This window comes from Acidovorax sp. Leaf78 (genome assembly GCF_001422735.1).
Taxonomy (GTDB): Bacteria; Pseudomonadota; Gammaproteobacteria; order Burkholderiales; family Burkholderiaceae_C; genus Acidovorax.
The window spans coordinates 113802-131283 of record NZ_LMLZ01000023.1 but is presented as its reverse complement, the minus strand read 5'-3'; the positions used below and the strand labels follow the sequence as shown (position 1 = coordinate 131283).

14 protein-coding genes are annotated in these 17482 nt (G+C 67.7%); 11 read left to right on the top strand and 3 right to left on the bottom strand.

What is annotated here, in order from left to right; genetic code table 11:
- The first annotated feature begins 158 nt into the window (after nucleotides 1-158).
- From ASF16_RS21370 to ASF16_RS21335, 8 genes are all read left to right on the top strand, one after another.
- The gene (locus tag ASF16_RS21370; protein WP_056171981.1) at nucleotides 159-1820 is read left to right on the top strand and encodes a methyl-accepting chemotaxis protein; all 1662 of its coding nucleotides are present in this window, start codon (nucleotides 159-161) and stop codon (nucleotides 1818-1820) included.
- A gap of 20 nt (nucleotides 1821-1840) precedes the next feature.
- Nucleotides 1841-3031, top strand: coding sequence for a substrate-binding protein (locus ASF16_RS21365; RefSeq protein WP_056171979.1), 1191 nt, complete (start codon nucleotides 1841-1843; stop codon nucleotides 3029-3031).
- Nucleotides 3032-3479: 448 nt separating this feature from the next.
- Complete coding sequence (locus ASF16_RS21360) at nucleotides 3480-4313, top strand: branched-chain amino acid ABC transporter permease (RefSeq protein WP_056171978.1); 834 nt, start codon at nucleotides 3480-3482, stop codon at nucleotides 4311-4313.
- Nucleotides 4314-4350: 37 nt separating this feature from the next.
- Nucleotides 4351-6141 (top strand): ATP-binding cassette domain-containing protein, encoded by a 1791-nt coding sequence (locus ASF16_RS21355; RefSeq protein WP_056171976.1) that lies wholly within the window; start codon nucleotides 4351-4353, stop codon nucleotides 6139-6141.
- Nucleotides 6138-6857 carry an ABC transporter ATP-binding protein gene (locus ASF16_RS21350; RefSeq protein ID WP_056171974.1) on the top strand — a complete coding sequence of 240 codons (720 nt, stop codon included), beginning with the start codon at nucleotides 6138-6140 and terminating at the stop codon, nucleotides 6855-6857. Before ASF16_RS21355 ends, ASF16_RS21350 begins: the two co-directional genes overlap by 4 nt.
- Nucleotide 6858: 1 nt before the next feature.
- Entirely contained in the window at nucleotides 6859-7887 is a 1029-nt protein-coding gene (locus ASF16_RS21345; RefSeq protein ID WP_156372177.1) for an asparaginase, read from the top strand.
- A gap of 9 nt (nucleotides 7888-7896) precedes the next feature.
- Complete coding sequence (locus ASF16_RS21340; RefSeq protein WP_056171972.1) at nucleotides 7897-9048, top strand: transporter substrate-binding domain-containing protein; 1152 nt, start codon at nucleotides 7897-7899, stop codon at nucleotides 9046-9048.
- 4 nt (nucleotides 9049-9052) lie between these two features.
- A complete protein-coding gene (locus tag ASF16_RS21335; RefSeq protein ID WP_200926952.1) occupies nucleotides 9053-9685 on the top strand; it encodes an ANTAR domain-containing response regulator in 633 nt (210 codons plus the stop codon).
- Nucleotides 9686-9696: 11 nt separating this feature from the next.
- Here ASF16_RS21335 and putA read toward each other — a convergent pair whose 3' ends face one another.
- Nucleotides 9697-13470: a trifunctional transcriptional regulator/proline dehydrogenase/L-glutamate gamma-semialdehyde dehydrogenase gene (gene putA / locus ASF16_RS21330; RefSeq protein ID WP_056171970.1), complete on the bottom strand. Its 3774-nt coding sequence runs from the start codon at nucleotides 13468-13470 to the stop codon at nucleotides 9697-9699.
- A 127-nt stretch (nucleotides 13471-13597) separates the two neighbouring features.
- Here putA and ASF16_RS21325 point away from each other — a divergent pair, with 127 nt between their 5' ends.
- The 3 genes from ASF16_RS21325 (at nucleotide 13598) to rlmD (ending at nucleotide 16015) form a co-directional block, all read left to right on the top strand.
- The gene (locus ASF16_RS21325) at nucleotides 13598-14077 is read left to right on the top strand and encodes an Lrp/AsnC ligand binding domain-containing protein (RefSeq protein WP_056171968.1); all 480 of its coding nucleotides are present in this window, start codon (nucleotides 13598-13600) and stop codon (nucleotides 14075-14077) included.
- A 122-nt stretch (nucleotides 14078-14199) separates the two neighbouring features.
- Complete coding sequence (locus tag ASF16_RS21320) at nucleotides 14200-14499, top strand: hypothetical protein (RefSeq protein WP_056171966.1); 300 nt, start codon at nucleotides 14200-14202, stop codon at nucleotides 14497-14499.
- 55 nt (nucleotides 14500-14554) lie between these two features.
- A complete protein-coding gene (rlmD, locus tag ASF16_RS21315; RefSeq protein WP_056171964.1) occupies nucleotides 14555-16015 on the top strand; it encodes a 23S rRNA (uracil(1939)-C(5))-methyltransferase RlmD in 1461 nt (486 codons plus the stop codon).
- A gap of 109 nt (nucleotides 16016-16124) precedes the next feature.
- On the opposite strand, the gene ASF16_RS21310 is transcribed toward rlmD, so the two are convergent.
- Together ASF16_RS21310 and ASF16_RS21305 are read right to left on the bottom strand one after the other, a co-directional pair.
- Nucleotides 16125-16499 (bottom strand): hypothetical protein, encoded by a 375-nt coding sequence (locus tag ASF16_RS21310; RefSeq protein ID WP_056171962.1) that lies wholly within the window; start codon nucleotides 16497-16499, stop codon nucleotides 16125-16127.
- 216 nt (nucleotides 16500-16715) lie between these two features.
- Nucleotides 16716-17411 carry a Bax inhibitor-1/YccA family protein gene (locus tag ASF16_RS21305; protein ID WP_056172257.1) on the bottom strand — a complete coding sequence of 232 codons (696 nt, stop codon included), beginning with the start codon at nucleotides 17409-17411 and terminating at the stop codon, nucleotides 16716-16718.
- Nucleotides 17412-17482 lie beyond the last annotated feature (71 nt).

The following is a 17482-nucleotide window of genomic DNA, read 5'->3' as shown; positions in this document are numbered from 1 at the left end:
AAGCACAGGCGGCCGGTATCCCACTGCGGTGCCGGCCGCTCGCTCCACCTGGCCGCAACGGCCGGATTTTCCTCCAACACCACCACGACCCGCTGCACAAGGGGTGGCGCCACCCGCGCCACCTTGGGCGCAGCCATGCCCGATTCGAGGAGTTTTCCATGACCTTGCACCGATTCACCCACTCCATCGCCAGCCGCCTGGCGCTCGGCTTTGGCTGCCTGCTGGCGTTGATCGTGAGCGTAGCCGGCATGAATGCCTGGTCCTCGCACCAGGTGGGCAGCCAGGTGCGCCAGATCGTGGAGGTCAACAACCAGCGCGCCGCCTTCGCCCGCGAGCTGCTGGACAACATCAACCTGATGGCCGTGCAGGTGCGCTCCATCGTGCTGCTCACCGACATGGCCGAGCTCAAGGCCGAAGGCGCCACCCTGGAGACAGCGCGCGGCGAGTACGTGCGCGCCGAAAAGGCGCTGGCCGCAGCCATGGTCGATGCCCAGGCCGACGAGCGCCAGCTGGCAGCAGACATTGCCACGCTGGGCGCGCGCGGCATGGCGCTGGTGCAGCAGGCCGCCAAGCACGGCCTGGCCGGCGCCAACATCGATGCCACCACCACGCTCACGCAGGAGTTGCGGCCGGTGGAGGCGCAGTGGCGCGCCAGGGTCAATGAACTGATTGCCCTGCAGACCCAGCGCAATGCCGTGCTGGCCACGGCCGTGGGCGCGCAGATCCAGCGTTCCACGGCCATCGGCGCACTGCTGGCGCTGGCTGCGGTGGCCCTCGGTGTGCTGGTGGCCTGGCGCATCGCGCGTGGCATCCAGCGACCGGTGGAGCGCGCGGTGCGCATCGCCGAGCGCATTGCCGAGGGCGCGCTGGACAATGCCATCGAAGGCGCGGGGCAGGGCGAGGTAGGACGCCTGCTAGACGCCATTGCCACCATGCAGCGGCGCCTGCGCGGCCTGGTGGCCGACATCCGCGACGCGGCCGTGAGCATCGATACCGCCAGCTCCGAGGTGGCGGCCGGCAACCTGGACCTGAGCCAGCGCACCGAGCAGGCCGCCACGCGCCTGCAGGAGACGGCCCATTCGCTGGACCAGCTTGCCGGCAACCTGCGCCACAGCGCCGAGGCGGCAGGCGAGGCCAACGGCCTGGCCGGCAATGCGGCGGCTGTGGCCCAGCGCGGCGGCGCAGCCGTGGGCCAGGTGGTGACCACCATGGGCCAGATCACCCAGTCATCCCGGCACATCGCCGACATCATCGGTGTCATCGACGGCATCGCCTTCCAGACCAACATCCTGGCGCTCAATGCGGCGGTAGAGGCGGCACGCGCGGGCAACGCCGGGCGTGGATTTGCTGTAGTGGCGGGAGAGGTGCGTGCGCTTGCGCAGCGCAGTGCGTCGGCAGCCAGGGAGATCAAGGGCCTCATCGACGACAGCCTCTCCCACGTTTCTGCGGGCGCGCGCCTGGTGCAGGGCGCCGGCACCACCATGGCTGACATCGTGAGCAGCGTGGGGCAGGTGTCGGGCATTATTGGCGAGGTAGCCGGAGCATCCACCGCTCAGAGTGGGCGCATCCTCGACATCAACCACGCCATCGCCGAGCTGGACCACGCCACACAGCAGAACGCAGCGCTGGTGGAAGAGGGCGCCGCTGCGGCCGCCAGCCTGCAGGATCAGTCCCGCCGTCTGCTCGCGCTGGTGTCCACCTTTCACCTGGGAGCCGAGCCCGTCGACAGCGCGCCGCTGGCAGGCACCGCCAGAGCCGTGCCTGCAGCGGCCTTGCGCGAGGGCGCGCCGCAGTGGCTGCCCCTTGCCGCTGCGCGTTGACCACGGCGGGAGATGCTGCGATGAAGAAGCTTCTGAACACCCTGCAGATGGCCGCGCTGGCCCTGTTCGCCACGGCGGTGCTGCTGGCCATGGCCACCACCGTCTCGGCGCAGCCGCATGCCGCTGAGCCCATCCGCATCGGCGTGGCCGTGGGCCTGTCAGGTGCCAACAGCGTAGTGGCACCTGCCGTAGTCCAGTCCTCGCAACTGGCGGTCGAGGAGATCAATGCCAACGGTGGCATCCTGGGGCGGCCAGTGCAGCTTGAAATAATGGACGATGCCTCTGGCGCCGAGGGCGCGCAGAAGGCTGTGGAAGCACTGGTGTTCGGCAAGAAGGTGCACACCCTCATTGCCATGCAGACCAGCGCGGCGCGCAATGCGGCGCTGCCCATCGTCGCGCGCGGCCAACTGCCCTACATCTACACCTCGTTCTACGAAGGCCGGTCGTGCAGCCCCTGGATGTACGTCAACGCCTGGGTGCCCGAGCAGCAGGTGGCGCCCGTGGTCGAATACCTGGCGCACAACCGGAATGCGCGCAGCTTCTTCCTCGTGGGCAGCGACTACGCCTTTGGCCGCGGCATGCTCGAGTTTGCGCGCCAGACCCTCAGAAAGGGCGGTGGGCAGGTGGTGGGCGAGGAGTACCTGCCCGTGGACGGCAGCGACTGGGCGGCGGTGATCGCCAAGATCCGCACGGCCAGGCCCGACGCGATCATCAGTGCCACCGCGGGCGGCGCACCCAACGTGTCGCTGGCCCGGCAGCTCAAGGCCGCCGACGTGCGCATACCGCTGGGAAACCTGTCCATCGACGAAAGCACTGCGCGGGAGATGGGCAGCGCGGCCACGGGCATGCTCATGGCGGCGTCTTATTTCCCGTCCATCGACACGGCGCACAACCGCTCGTTCCGCATGCGCATGCTGGTGCGCTTCGGCGCGGACCTCAAGGCGCCCAACGAACTCTCGGTGCCGCAGTACGAGGCTTTCTTCCAGTACAAGGCGGCGGTGGAGGCAGCAGGCAGCACCGATGCCGCCAAGGTCATCAAGGCGCTGGGTGAGGTCACGGTAACCGGCCCGCGCGGCACGCTGCGCATGGGCAAGGGCCGGCACACGCCGCTGGCCATGCGCCTGGGGCAGGTGCGCTCCGACGGCAGCATCCGCATCCTGGAGACCTACGCGAGCGTGGACCCGGGCGCGCAATGCCCGCAGATGGAGTGAGCTCGGCCGCTTGAATGACCCGCCTGAGGGCGCCTGCAGGGAGGACAAATCGCGAATAAAGCAGCTTCGCAGTTGATTGACGCTGGTGTGACCGGCTGTCATAATTGAAATGACCGCGTTGGCCAAGCCACTGCGGTCCCTCAGCAGCATTGCTGACCACATACCGGCTATGAAAGCCCCTGAAAGCGCACACCGCGCGGTCAGGGGCTTTTTGCTTTCTGGAGCTTGAAAAATGTTTTCTGTGGGACCCCTCCCGCTGTTCCTTTCACTGACCGATTCCGTGCGCCAGGCCCGCCTGGCAGGCACGGCCTGTGCATTGCCTGTGCAGGCACTGCTTGCGATATGCACAAGACCCACGAGACCCCGGAGACAGCCCATGACCCCTACCGCCGCCACCACCGCGTTGTCCCTGCGCGGCCCGATTCCCTCCCATTCCTAGGAGCACACCATGGTTCTCTTGCTGGATCTGCTCACCACGGCGGCGATGCTGTTCGTCGTCACGGCGGGGCTGATGATGGTTTTCGGGGTGATGAAGATCGTCAATTTTGCGCATGGTGCCCTGCTCACGCTGGGCGGCTATGCGAGCTACGTGGTCACCCGGCTGCAGATGGACCCGTGGCTGGCCTGGCCGCTGGCTATCGTGGTCGGCATTGCCGTGGGAATGCTGGTGGAAGGGCTCATCGTGCGCCCGCTGTATAAGCGGCCTCTCGACGCCATCCTGGCCACCTGGGGGCTCGGTATCGTCATCGGCCAGCTCATCGTGATGGGATTCGGGCGCGAGGTGCAGTTCGTCGGTGCGCCGCTGTCGGGTACCTGGCAGGTCGCGGGGATCGACTATTCGGCCTACCGCCTGGTGCTGGTGCCGGTGGCCATCGTGCTGTGCCTGGCGCTCACGGGGCTGCTCAACGGCACGCGCTTTGGCGTGCGCACCCGCGCCGTGATCATGAACGAGGACCTTGCCAGCAGCCTGGGCATCCATTCGGGTCGCGTGCGTTTCATCACCTTCAGCCTGGGCGCGGGCCTGGGCACGCTGGCCGGCGCCATGATCACGCCGCTGTCCAGCGTCGACCCCAACATGGGCCTGCCCTGGCTGGTCAGCGCCTTCATGCTGGTCATGGTCTCGGGCCACTCCATGGCCAGCCTGCTGGTGACCTGCGTCGTGTTCGGCGCGGCCCAGGTGCTGGTCAGCACCTACGCCAGCCCCGTCCTCGGCGGGCTGACCATCGCCGTCCTCGCCGCAGTCACGCTGCGCATCCGTCCCAAGGGGTTTGCCCGTGGCTGATACCACCACCCATTCCAATGCGGCATTGCCGCCCGTCATGCCCGCCGAACCCGCTGACCCGGTGGTACGGGCGCGTCCCTTCAACAGCCTTCTGGTGCTCGGTTCCATCGGTGTGGCGCTGCTCGTGGCCGGGCCCTGGGTGTTCGACACTTACCTGCTGAACATCCTGATCAAGGCCTTCTTCTTCGCCATCGCGGCGATCACGGTGGACATCCTCTGGGGCTACACCGGCTACCTCACCTTCGGCCAGTCGGCCTTCTTCGGCATCGGCGCCTATGCCGCCGGGCTGGTGTTCACCCACGTCGGGTTCAGCACCTTCACCGTGCTGCTGGCCGTCGGTGCCACGGTGCTGGCCAGCGCGGCGGTGGCCGGCCTGGTGGGCTGGCTCTCGTTCTACCGCGGGGCTTCGCCGTTCTTTGCGACGGTGATCTCGCTGGTGCTGCCCATCGTGCTCACGCAGTTGCTGCTGTCGGGCGGCAGCTTCACGGGGTCGAGTTCGGGGCTCACGGGCTATCCGAGTTTCGACTGGTCGCTCGAGGCCTGGTACTGGGTGGCCGGCGCCATGCTGGCCGTGGCCGGCGCCATCGGCTGGGTGCTGGTGCGCAGCGATGCGGGCCGCGTGCTCGCGGCCATCCGCGACAACGAGGTGCGCTGCACCTACCTGGGCATCGACACCTCTCGGGTGAAGATCGCGCTGCTTACGGCCATGGGTGTGATGGCCGGTATAGCAGGCTTTGGCTACGGCGCGTTCAGCGGCGTGGTGGCGCCAGAGCTCACGGGCTTTGCGCTGGGCACCGAGCTCATCATCTGGGTGGCCCTGGGCGGGCGCGGCACGCTGTGGGGGCCGCTGGCCGGTGGCGTGCTGATCAACGTGGCCACGGCCTACCTGAGCAGCAGCATGCCCTTTGCCTGGCAACTGATTCTGGGCGGGGCGTTCGTGGTGGTCATCGTGCTGTTTCCGCAGGGGCTGATTCCGCTGCTGCTCAAGCCCTTCGGCGTGTTGCAGGGTGCCAGGCGAATGCCGCAGCTGCAGGAGCGGCGCGGCAGCACCGACGGCCAAGCGACCGATGCGGTGGCCATCCGCCTGCAGGGCGTGACCAAGCATTTTGGCTCCCTCAAGGTGCTGCAGGGCATCGATTTCGAGGCCCGCCCAGGCGAGCTGGTGGGGCTGATCGGGCCCAACGGCGCCGGCAAGACCACGCTGATGCGCTGCATGAGCGACGGCGCCGAGCGCAGCGGCGGCACCGTGGCGCTGTGCGGCAGCGACATTCGCCAGCTACCGCCTGAGGCCTGCGTGCGCCTGGGCCTGGGCCGCAAGTTCCAGAACGCCAACATCTTCGAGTCGCTGACCGTGGCCGAATGCCTGCGCATCGCCGGCACGCGGCTGGAGCGCCCCTCGCTGCTGCACCAGGACACGGTGCTGCGCCTGCCGCCCTATGCGCTGCATGTGGTGCGGGCCACGGCGCTGGAGGGCAAGCTGGCCAGCGTGGCGCGCGACCTTTCGCACGGCGAGCAGCAGGCGCTGGAGCTGGCCATGGTGCTGGCGCTGGAGCCGCGCGTGGTGCTGCTCGACGAGCCCACGGCCGGGCTGACCAAGACGGAGCGCACGCAGATCGGCGAGGTGCTGTCGTCGCTGGCGCACCGCTATGGGCTGTGCTGCCTGCTGGTGGAGCATGACCTCGATTTCGTGGAAATCGTCTCCACGCGCATCGTGGTGCTGCACCAGGGCGCCATCGCCATGCAGGGCAGCTTCCAGGAGGTGGTCAACTCGCCCCTGGTCAAGACCATCTACTCGGGTAGCACGCATGCCATGAAGGAGGCCGCATGAACGCCATCGCATCTCCCTCGGCTCTGGTGCTCGACGGCATCACCAGCGGCTACCGCGCGTCCGTAGTGCTGCGCGGCCTGAGCCTGGACATCCGCAGGGGCGAAGCCGTGGCCCTGCTCGGCAAGAACGGCATGGGCAAGAGCACCCTGCTCAAGACGGTAATGGGCTACCTGGCCAAGAAGGCCGGCGCCATCCACCTGCATGGCGAGAACATCACCCGCCTGCCGCCGCACCGCATCGCGCGCCAGGGGGTTGCCTATGCCTCGCAGGAGCAGCCGCTGTTTGCCGACCTGAGCATCCGCGACAACCTGCGCCTGGGCCTGGCGCGGGAGTCGCTGTTCGACGAGCGCTTTGCGGCGGTGGAGCCGCTTTTTCCGGTGTTCGGCAGCCGCCTGGCGCAGTACGCCGGCACGCTCTCGGGCGGCGAGCAGAAGATGCTGCTGCTGGCGCGGGCGCTGATGGTGCGGCCCTCGGTCATCCTGCTCGACGAAATCACCGAAGGCCTGCAGCCCTCGGTGATCGACCGGCTGGCCAATGCGCTGCTGCAGGAGCGCGAGCAGCACGGCACAACGCTGCTGATCGTGGAGCAGAACGTGCCCTTCGCGCTCAAGGTGGCTGATCGCTACGTGGTCCTGAAGCAGGGCGAGCTAGTCGACGAGGGCCTGGCCAAGGCCGATGGAGCTGTCGAGGCGGTTTTCAGCCACCTGAGGGTCTGAGATGCGCACCATGGACCATTCGCTGTCGGCGCCGCCACCGGTGCCGTTACCCCTGCCGCTGTGCCAGCTAATCGCCACCGGCGGCACCATCGCCATGAAGCTCGACCCCGAGCGGGGCGGGGCCGTGCCTGCGCTGTCGGGCGAGGACTTGCTGGCGGCCGTGCCCTCCATGTCGCGCGTGGCGCGGCTGGAGGTGCGCGAGTTGTTCAACATCCCCTCCGACCACATGGACCCGGGGCGCTGGGTGCAGCTGTGGCATGCGGTGCACGAGGCGCTGTCACGGCCGGAGATCACCGGCGTCATCATCTCCCACGGGACCGACACGCTGGAGGAGACGGCCTGGTTCCTGGACCTGACCCTGGCCAGCGACAAGCCCGTGGTGCTGGTGGGCGCGCAGCGCAATGCCTCGGTGCCCGATTTCGACGGTCCGCGCAACCTGCTCAACGCGGCGCGCATCTGCGTGGCCAGCCAGGCGCGCCGCCGGGGCGTGCTGGTGGCGATGAACAACCAGATCAACGCCGCCCGCGAGGCCACCAAGACCCACACCGCCGACGTGGAGGCCTTCAAGTCCGGCGACTTCGGCCTGCTGGGCGTGGTCGACGAGGATCGGGTGGTCTTCTCGCGCCAGCCCACGCGCCGCCAGCATGTGCCGCTGCGCGCGGGGGATCTGCCGCGGGTGGAGATCGTGCCCATGTTCGCAGGCGCCAGCGGCGACCTGGTGCACGCCGCAGTGGCGCTGGGTGCGCGGGGCATCGTGGTGCAGGCGCTGGGCTTCGGCAATGTGAACGTGGACATGTTCGCAGCCATTGAAGAAGCTATCGCGCGTGGTGTGGCCGTGGTCATCTCCACCCGCGTGCCCAACGGGCGCGTACAGCCGGCCTACGGATTCGACGGCGGTGGGCGCACGCTGCAGGCGGCGGGCGCCGTGTTCGCCGACAATCTGAGCCCGCACAAGGCGCGCATCTTGCTGATGCTGTTGCTGCAGGGCGCGAGGACGCCGCACCAGTTGCAAAGCATGTTCGACCAATGAAGGAATGCCATGTCCGATGATCCCTCCATGCAGCAGCCCGATGACGGCTGGCGCGTTGGCGTGCTGTTTTCCCGCTCGGGGCCCACGGGCGTCACCGAGTCGGAGCACTTCTTCGGTACGGCCCTGGCCATCGAGGAGATCAACCAGCTCGGCGGCGTGCTCGATCGGCCGCTGATCCCTGTGGTCTACGACCCCAATGGCGACATTGCCGAGTACCGCAAGCTCGCCACGCGGCTGCTGCTGGAGGATGAGGTCAATGTGGTCTTCGGCTGCTCGCGTTCGTCGAGCCGCAAGGCGGTGCTGCCGGTGATCGAGCGCAACAACGCTCTGCTGTGGTACTGCTCGTTCTACGAAGGCTTCGAGTACTCGCCCAACGTGATCTACACCGGTGCCGTGCCCAACCAGAACAGCGTGCAGCTGGCCGCCTACCTGATGCAGAACCGGGGCACGCGCTTCTTCCTCGTCGGCGCGGATTACATCTACCCGCGCGAATCGAACCGCATCATGCGCGACATGGTCGAGCAGCATGGCGGCGAGATTCTCGAAGAGGTCTACCTGCCCATCGAGGCCGGCCCGTCCGAACTCAAGGAAGTGCTCGCGGACATCAAGGCCCAGCAGCCCGACGTGGTGTTCTCCACGCTGGTGGGCCAGTCGGCGCGGCTGTTCTACCAGCTGTACCGCGACTTCGGTCTGGATCCCAAGACCATGCCGATCGCCAGCCTGTCCATGGCCGAGGAGGAGATCCGCCTCATCGGCCCGGCGCTGTGCGAGGGGCACATCACCTCGGCCACGTACTTCGGCTCGGTGCAGAACGAGAGCAACCAGCGCTTCGTGGCGCTGTGGCGCAAGCGCTTCGGCGACCGGCCCACCAGTACCTGGTCCGAGATGGCCTATACCCAGGTGCACCTGTTCGCGCGGGCCCTGCAGCGCGCAGGCAGCATGGACCGGCGCAAGCTGGTGGAGGCGGCGCGCGCCGTGTCCTTCGACTCGCCCGAAGGGCGCGTGACGGTGGATGCCGAGAACAACCACTGCGCGCTCACACCGCGCATCGGCATCTGCCGCGCGGATGGTCAGTTCGACATCGCCTGGGAGGCGTCGGAGCCAGTACGGCCCGACCCGTACCTGTCTACTTTTGGTTTCTCTGAATTCTGGCTGAGGTAAGTCGATGAGCTCCAGCCTACGCCGTCTCTATGAAGACCTGCGCAGCATCAGCGTCACCGTGGTCTACCCGCCGGGGGAAGACCGCGACGTGGTGGTGCAGCAACTGCAGCGCATCGGCTGCCGCCTGAAGGTGGTCTGGCCGTTCCCGCCTGAGCCGCCCACGGGCGTGGACGTGATTTTTTTCCAGGTCTCGCAGGACCTGGAGGGCAGCAGCGCCTGGAACGCCAGCGCCGTGGACTCCGCCTTCGTCGCCCTGTCGGACTATGAAAGCCCGACCACGCTCAAGCTGCTGCTCGACACCAAGGCGCATGGTGTCATCACCAAGCCGTTTCGCTCCTCGGGCATCCTCAGTACCCTGGTGCTGGCGCGGGCCTCGCAGGGCTTCCAGCAGCGCCAGCAGGGCAAGATCGAGAAGCTCGAATCCACCATCAAGTCGCGCCGTCAGATCGAGAAGGCCATCCGCGTGCTGGTCGATTACCAGCGCATGACCGAAGCCCAGGCCTACGAGCACATGCGCGAGCGTGCCACCGGCCTGCGCGTGACGGTGGCCGAGGTGTCGGCCATGCTGCTGGAGACGCACGAGGCCATGGAAAAGCTGGGCTTCGGCGCCGCCAAGCCGGCAGGCAAGGCCAGGTAGGTCCGCAGCCGTCAGCCGATGGTCATCAGGCTGGCATTGCCGCCTGCCGCTGCCGTGTTCACGCTCAGCGCGCGCTCGGTCACCAGGCGTTCCAGCGGCACCTCGGTGCTGCCGGGTTGCAGGGCCGTGACGGCAACGATGGGGCCGGGGCGGCGTGCGATTTGCTCACAGAGGCTGCGCAGTGATTCGGGGCTGCCATGGTGCAACACGGCGGCCAGGTCGATGCTGCCGTCAGCCAGGGCGTTGCCGGCGGTGGTGATGCGCGCCTGCACCTCGGCGGGCAGTGTAGTGCGAAGGGCGGTGTGGGCATCGCTCCACACGGCCTCGCCGCCGCTGGCCAGCACGGCGGCCAGCTGGGTCAGCAGTTCATCCTGCGTGGTGGCGATGCACAGCACGGTGGCACGTGGCAGCAGGCTGTAGACGTTGCGTTCGCCAGTGGGCCCGGGCAGCGTGCGCGCCGTGCCGCTCTGGGTCTCGGCGGCAAAGCGGCGGCAGGTGGCGGCGAGCGCGCTGTGGCCCTGCGTTTGGGCCCAGCGCTCCAGCGCATGCAGTGGGGTGAGCAACTTGTCCCGGCTGGTGGTGTCGGGCGGGGTGGTGCGGTCGGCGGCGGCGAAGGTCTGCGCCAGTGCGTTGGCCGGGCGCTCGGCCAGCAGGCGCAGCAGGTACAGCGGGCCGCCAGCCTTGGGGCCTGTGCCCGACAGGCCTTCGCCGCCGAAGGGCTGCACGCCCACCACGGCACCCACCATGTTGCGGTTGACGTACACGTTGCCGGCGTGCGCGCGGTCCACCACGCGGGCGATGGTCTCGTCGATGCGGGTGTGAACGCCCTGGGTCAGGCCGTAGCCGGTGGCGTTGATCTGGTCGAGCAGCTGGTCCAGGTCCTGGCGCGCATAGCGCACCAGGTGCAGCACGGGGCCGAAGACTTCGCGCTTCAGCTCGCTGATGCTGTTCAGCTCGATGAGCGTGGGCGGCACAAAGGTGCCCTGCGCGGCCTCGGCTTCATCGCTGCGGCAGTGCTGGTACACGGAGAGGCCCTTGGCCTTCAGGGCATCGATGTGCTTGTGGATGCCCGCCTGGGCCTCGGCGTCGATCACCGGACCGACGTCTACCGCCAGCGCTGCGGGATTGCCCAGGCGCAGCTCGCCCATAGCGCCCTTGAGCATCTCGACCACGCGGTCGGCGGCGTCATCTTGCACGCACAGCACGCGCAGGGCGGAGCAGCGCTGGCCGGCGCTGTCAAAGGCCGAAGACACAGCGTCGGCCACCACCTGTTCCACCAGGGCAGAGGAGTCCACGATCATCGCGTTCAGACCACCCGTCTCGGCGATCAGCGGGATGGGGCGGCCGGCGGCATCGAGTCTGCCGGCGATGGTGCGTTGCAGGATGCGTGCGACTTCGGTGGAGCCGGTGAACATCACGCCCATGACACGGTCGTCGCCGATCAAGCCCGCGCCCACGGTCTCGCCCTGGCCGGGCAGCAGCTGCACCGCGCCGCGCGGCACGCCGGCCTGCCACAGCAAGCGCACGGCCTCGACCGCGATCAGCGGCGTCTGCTCGGCCGGCTTGGCCAGCACCGGGTTGCCCGCGGCCAGCGCCGCGGCCACCTGGCCCATGAAGATGGCCAGCGGAAAGTTCCAGGGGCTGATGCAGGCCACCGGGCCCAGGGGTATGTGCGTGGTGTTGTCGAAGGTGCTGTCGACCTGGGCCGCGTAGTAGCGGAGAAAGTCCACGGCCTCGCGCACCTCGGCGATGGCGTTGCTGGCGCTCTTGCCGGCCTCGCGCATCAGCAGGCCCATCAGCGGCTGCAGGCGCGCTTCGAGCAGGTCGGCGGCGCGCTGCAGGGTGGCGGCGCGTTCGGCAGGGGCGGTGGCGGCCCAGGCGGATGCCGCGTGCTGCGCGTTCTTCAGGGCCTGGTCTACGTCGTCGGCCGTGGCCTCCTGCACCTGGCCGACCAGGTCGCGCAGGTCGGCGGGGTTGCGCACGGGGATGGTCGGGCCGGTGGGCGCATCGGTAGCGAGCAGCGGGCCGGCCTTCCAATCGTGCTGCGCGCTGGCCTGCAGCGTGGCGGCGAGCTGCGCCAGCGTGGCGTCGCTGGCGATGTCGAGCCCTTGCGAGTTGGTGCGGCCGTTGCCGTACAGCGCCGCTGGTAGCGGAATGCGCGGGTGGGGCAGGGCGGCCGTGCCCTCACGAGCGGCGGCTTCGTCCACCACCTGCACGGGGCTGCGCACCAGTTCGGCCAGGGCGATGGTCTCGTCGGCGATGCGATTCACGAAGGAGGTATTGGCACCGTTCTCGAGCAAGCGGCGCACCAGGTAGGCCAGCAACGTCTCGTGCGTGCCCACGGGGGCGTAGATGCGGCACGGCCGGCCCAGGCCGGCCTTTCCTGTTTCTCGGCCCAGCTTGCCCGCACTGACGGCGCCCACCACCTGCTCGTACAGCGGCTCGCCCATGCCGTGCAGGCACTGAAACTCATACTGCCCCGCGTAGTAGTTGCTGCCCGCCAGGTGGTAGATGGTGGCCAGGGTCTCGGCGTTGTGCGTGGCGAACTGCGGGTACACGGCCTCGGGCGCGGCCAGCAGCTTGCGTGCGCAGGCCACGTAGGAGACATCGGTGTGCACCTTGCGGGTGTAGACCGGGTAGTCGGCCAGACCGTCGATCTGAGCGCGCTTGATCTCGCTGTCCCAGTAGGCGCCCTTGACCAGGCGCACCATGAGGCGGCGGCGGGTGCGGCGTGCCAGGTCGATGACGAAGTCGATGACGTAGGGGCAGCGCTTCTGGTAGGCCTGGATCACGAAGCCGATGCCGTTCCAGCCCGCAAGGCTGGGCTCATGGCACAGGCGCTCGAGCAGGTCGAGCGAGATCTCCAGCCGGTCGGCCTCTTCGGCGTCGATGTTGATGCCGATGTCGTAGCTTTTAGCCAGCTCGGTCAGGCGCAGCACCAGCGGGTAGAGCTCGTCCATCACGCGGGCGAACTGCGCGCGGCTGTAGCGCGGGTGCAGGGCCGACAGCTTGATCGAGATGCCGGGGCCTTCGTAGATGCCGCGCCCGGCCGATGCCTTGCCGATGGCGTGGATGGCCTGCTCGTACGAGGCGTAGTAGCGCTCGGCATCGGCGCTGGTCAGCGCGGCCTCGCCCAGCATGTCGTAGGAATAACGAAAGCCCTCGGCCTCCATGCGGCGCGCGTTGTTCAGCGCCTCGGCAATGGTCTCGCCGGTGACGAACTGCTCGCCCATCATGCGCATGGCCATGTCCACGCCCTTGCGGATCAGCGGCTCGCCGCCCCGGCCGATGAGCCGGCCCAGCGATGCGCCCAGGCTGCCTTCGCTGTGCGTGGCGACCAGTTTGCCGGTGATCAGCAGGCCCCAGGTGGCGGCGTTGACGAACAGCGAAGGGCTCTTGCCCAGGTGGGGCTCCCACTGGCCGTTGCTGATCTTGTCGCGGATGAGTGCATCGCGCGTGGCCGCATCGGGGATGCGCAGCAGCGCCTCGGCCAGGCACATCAGGGCCACGCCCTCCTGGGACGAGAGCGAAAACTCCTGCAGCAGCCCCTGCACGATGCCCGCGCGGCCGCTGGCGGCCTTGCGCTGGCGCAGGGCGCCTGCGATGCGCAGCGCCAGTTGTTGCGATGCCGCGGCCAGGTCCTGCGGCCCACGGGCCTGCTCCAGCAGCGGTGCCAGGGCTTCGGGTTCCGGGCGGCGGCAGGCGGCGGTGATGGCGGCGCGCAGCGGGTTGGCCAGCGGGGTGCGCGGGGCAAAGTCGGCAAAGGCGGCGGCGGTCGTTGTCATGGCGGGTTCTCGAAGAGAAATGTTCGGGCCCGACGGCTGTCAGACCCACTGAAACGGATCATCTCTGGAGTCGCGATGAATAAATGGTCGAAAATTGGTTTATTGACCGAATTAATCACTAGTGCCAATGACCAACGACACCGATCTGGACCGTATCGACCGCAGAATTTTGTCGATCCTGCAGGAAGACGGGCGCATTGCCAACCTCAAGCTGGCGGAGGCTGTAGCCCTATCGCCCACCGCGGTGCTGGCGCGTGTGCAGCGGCTCACGCGGGACGGCTTCATCCTGGGCTACGAGGCGCGGCTCAACCCGCTGCGGCTGGGCGCGGGCATGCTGGTGTTTGTGGAGGTGCTGCTCGACCGCACCACGCCCAACGTGTTCGACCAGTTCAAGGCCGCCGTGCAGGTGCACCCCGAGATCATGGAGTGCCACATGGTGGCGGGTGGCTTCGACTACCTGCTCAAGACCCGTTCGGCCGACATGAATGCGTACCGCGTGTTCGCCGGGGCCGTACTGTGGCAGCTGCCCGGCGTGCGCGAGACGCGCACCTACGCCGTGATGGAAGAGGTCAAGCACACCAACCACCTCTTTCTCCATCTGTCGTGAAGCGCTGCGGCACCACAGCCGCGCCGTTGGCCCGCAGCGGCTTTCACGCGACAGCGGCGTTGGCTGGGCGGGGCAAAGCCAGCATAATGACCGGTAAATACGTCTGACTCAGGAGAAGAAACATGAAGGTCCTTCCATACGCTGCCGCAGCCCTGGTGGCTGCATTCTTCAGCCAGTCGGCCATGGCGTCGTGCTACGTGGTGTACGGCCCCGACAAGGACATCGTGTACCGCGCTCCGGAGCCACCGATCGATTTGTCCCGCCAGATCCACGAGACCTTGCCGGTGGTGGCGCCCAACTCGACGCTGGTGTTCACGCCCGACAATCACAATTGCGATCTCACCATCAACAAGCTGCCGCTCGCCTCCGCCTCCATGCGCGGTGCGCCGGGCATGCGCGCTGCACGCGCCGACCGCAGCTGAGGTATTCCTGTCACGGCTCGGACAGGCGCAGTCCCGGGCCTGAGACAATCGGGGGATGAGCGAACCGAAAGAACTATCCCCCTCGTTTGAACCCGCCGCACAAGACGGCGCAGACCTGCCCGACGGCTGGCTGCAGGTGCAGTCCATGGACCTGGACGCCCAGGGCGTGGCCCGCAAGCCCGATGGCAAGGTCGTCTTCATCGACGGCGCCCTGCCGTTCGAGCTGGTCACGGCCAACACCCACCGCAAGAAGAACAACTGGGAGCAAGCCAGCCTGACGGCGATCCACCGCGAGTCGTCGCAGCGCGTGCGCCCTGGCTGCCCGCACTTCGGCCTGCACGCCGGGGCCTGCGGCGGCTGCAAGATGCAGCACCTTCACGTGGGCGCGCAGGTGGCCGTCAAGCAGCGCGTGCTGGAAGACAACCTCTGGCACCTGGGCAAGGTCAAGGCCGAAACCGTCATGCGGCCCATCGAGGGGCCCGCCTGGGGCTACCGCTACCGCGCCCGCCTGTCCGTGCGCCATGTGATCAAGAAGGGCACGGTGCTGGTGGGCTTTCATGAGCGCAAGAGCCGCTACGTGGCGGACATGCAGACCTGCAGGATCCTGCCCCCGCACGTGGATGCGATGCTGATGCCGCTGCGTGCGCTGATCGCCGGAATGGACGCGCGCGACACCTGCCCGCAGATCGAGCTGGCCTGTGGCGACACGGTGACCGCCCTGGTGCTGCGGCACTTGGAGCCGCTGAGCGCCGACGACATTGCGCGGCTGCGTGCCTTTGCCGCCGAGCACGGCGTGCAATGGTGGCTGCAGCCCAAGGGCCCGGACACGGTGAAGCTGCTCGACGAGGGCGGCGAACAGCTGTCGTACGCGCTGCCGGACTTTGGCATCACCATGCCCTTCAAGCCCACCGACTTCACGCAGGTCAACCCGCACATCAACCGGGTGCTGGTCAGCCGGGCACTGCGCCTGCTGGATGTGCAGCCGCACGAGCGCGTCATCGACTGGTTCTGCGGCCTGGGCAACTTCACGCTGCCCCTGGCCACGCAGGCCCGCGAGGTGCTGGGCATCGAGGGCAGCGAGGCGCTGGTCGCCCGTTCGCGCGAAAACTATGCATTAAATCAGGCTCTGCCGCGCGGCAGTAAAGCGCTGGCAGCTACTGATTTTGTAGCACGCAACCTTTTCGAGATGACGCCCGCAATGCTGGTGGCCGACGGCTCGGCCGAGAAGTGGCTGGTGGACCCACCGCGCGAAGGTGCCTTTGCGCTGGCCACCGCGCTGGCAGACCTGGAGCAGTCCCGCATCGGTGCCGAGGGTGCAGGCCCGCTGCCGCCCGGGGCCGAGAGCTGGACCCCGCCGCAGCGCATTGTGTATGTGAGCTGCAACCCCGCCACGCTGGCACGGGATGCGGGCCTGCTGGTGCACAGGGCCGGTTACAAGTGCACTGCGGCGGGCATGGTCAACATGTTCCCGCACACGGCGCACGTCGAGAGCATGGCGGTGTTCGAGCGGGCTTGATCGCCCGCGATTGGAGCCCCGATGGACGCCCTGGTGGCGTTGCCGCCTTGGGCGTCTTCAGGTCTTAGTTTGAAATGGCTCCTGAAAGGAGCCTTCATCTGCGAGCGGCTCAGCTGCGGCTTCGGCTGGCTGCAGGGTCCCGCGTCTCGGTCTCGATGTCGGCACTGCCCTTGCGCTCGGGCTTCTTCACCTCGCCCAGCACCGACGGCGCGCCTTCGATCTTGTTCTCGCGCATGTAGGCGTCCATGTCCTTCCAGCCGGCAAAGACGGATGCCTTGGCGGCCTTGGGGTTGAGCGTGTAGCAATCCTCCAGGCCGCGCAGGGCGTGGCGGCAGGCGCCGCCGATGGCCTTGGCCTCGGCATCGCGCTGCGCCACGCGCGGATCAGGGCCCAGGCCAGGGATCTTGTCGCAGCCAGTCAGCAGCAGCGCAAGGGCGGCTACGGCCAGCAGCCGCAGCGGGGTGGAGGGCAGATTGCGATACATGTACTTGCATTATCGGCAGGACTGCGCCGCTATTGAGGCTTGACCTTGGTGCGGGCTCAACAAAAACAAAAAGGCTCCCGAAGGAGCCTTGTGGCGCACGCTGTGAAGCGGCCGTAGAAACTGGCGCGGTCCCAGGCCAGTGCAACCGTGGAACCGGCTTCGCCGGGCCACCGGGTGCGTCCCCCTTGGGGGAAGCGGCGCATCCGCTCAAGGGGCTTATTCCTTTTCTCCGCCCATGATGCCCAGCAGGGCCAGCAGGCTCTGGAACACGTTGAACACGTCCAGGTACAGGGCCAGGGTGGCGCTGATGTAGTTGGTCTCGCCGCCGTCCAGGATCTGCTTGATGTCGTACAGCATGTAGGCGCTGAAGATGCCGATGGCCGCCATCGAGATCGCCATCATGCCCACGCTGGAGCCGACGAACACGTTGATGATGCCGCCCACCATGAGCACCATGGCGCCCACGAACAGCCACTTGCCCATGCCCGACAGGTCGCGCTTGATCACGCTGGCCAGGCTGGCCATCACGAAGAACACGCCGGCGGTGCCCGCAAACGCGGTCATGATGAGGTCGGTACCGTTCTTGAAGCCCAGCACCATGCCGATCAGGCGCGAGAGCATCAGCCCCATGAAGAACGTGAAGGCCAGCAGCACGGGCACGCCGGCTGCAGAGCGCTTGGTCTTTTCGATCGCGAACATGAAGGCGAACGCGCCGCCCAGGAACACGATCAGGCCCACGCCGCCGCGCAGCGACTGGGTGATGCCGGTGGCCACGCCGACCCAGGCGCCCAGCACCGTGGGGATCATGCTCAGCGCGAGCAGCCAGTAGGTATTGCGAAGAACCCGGTGGCGGTCTTCCTGCGAGATGCCATAGCCCGCAGAGTGGCCCAGGGTGGTGACATGGTCATTCATCTTGTGTCTCTCCTTGTTGGCCTGCACAGCGCAGACATTGCAAATTCTAGGTGGAGACGGTTTTTGGCCTT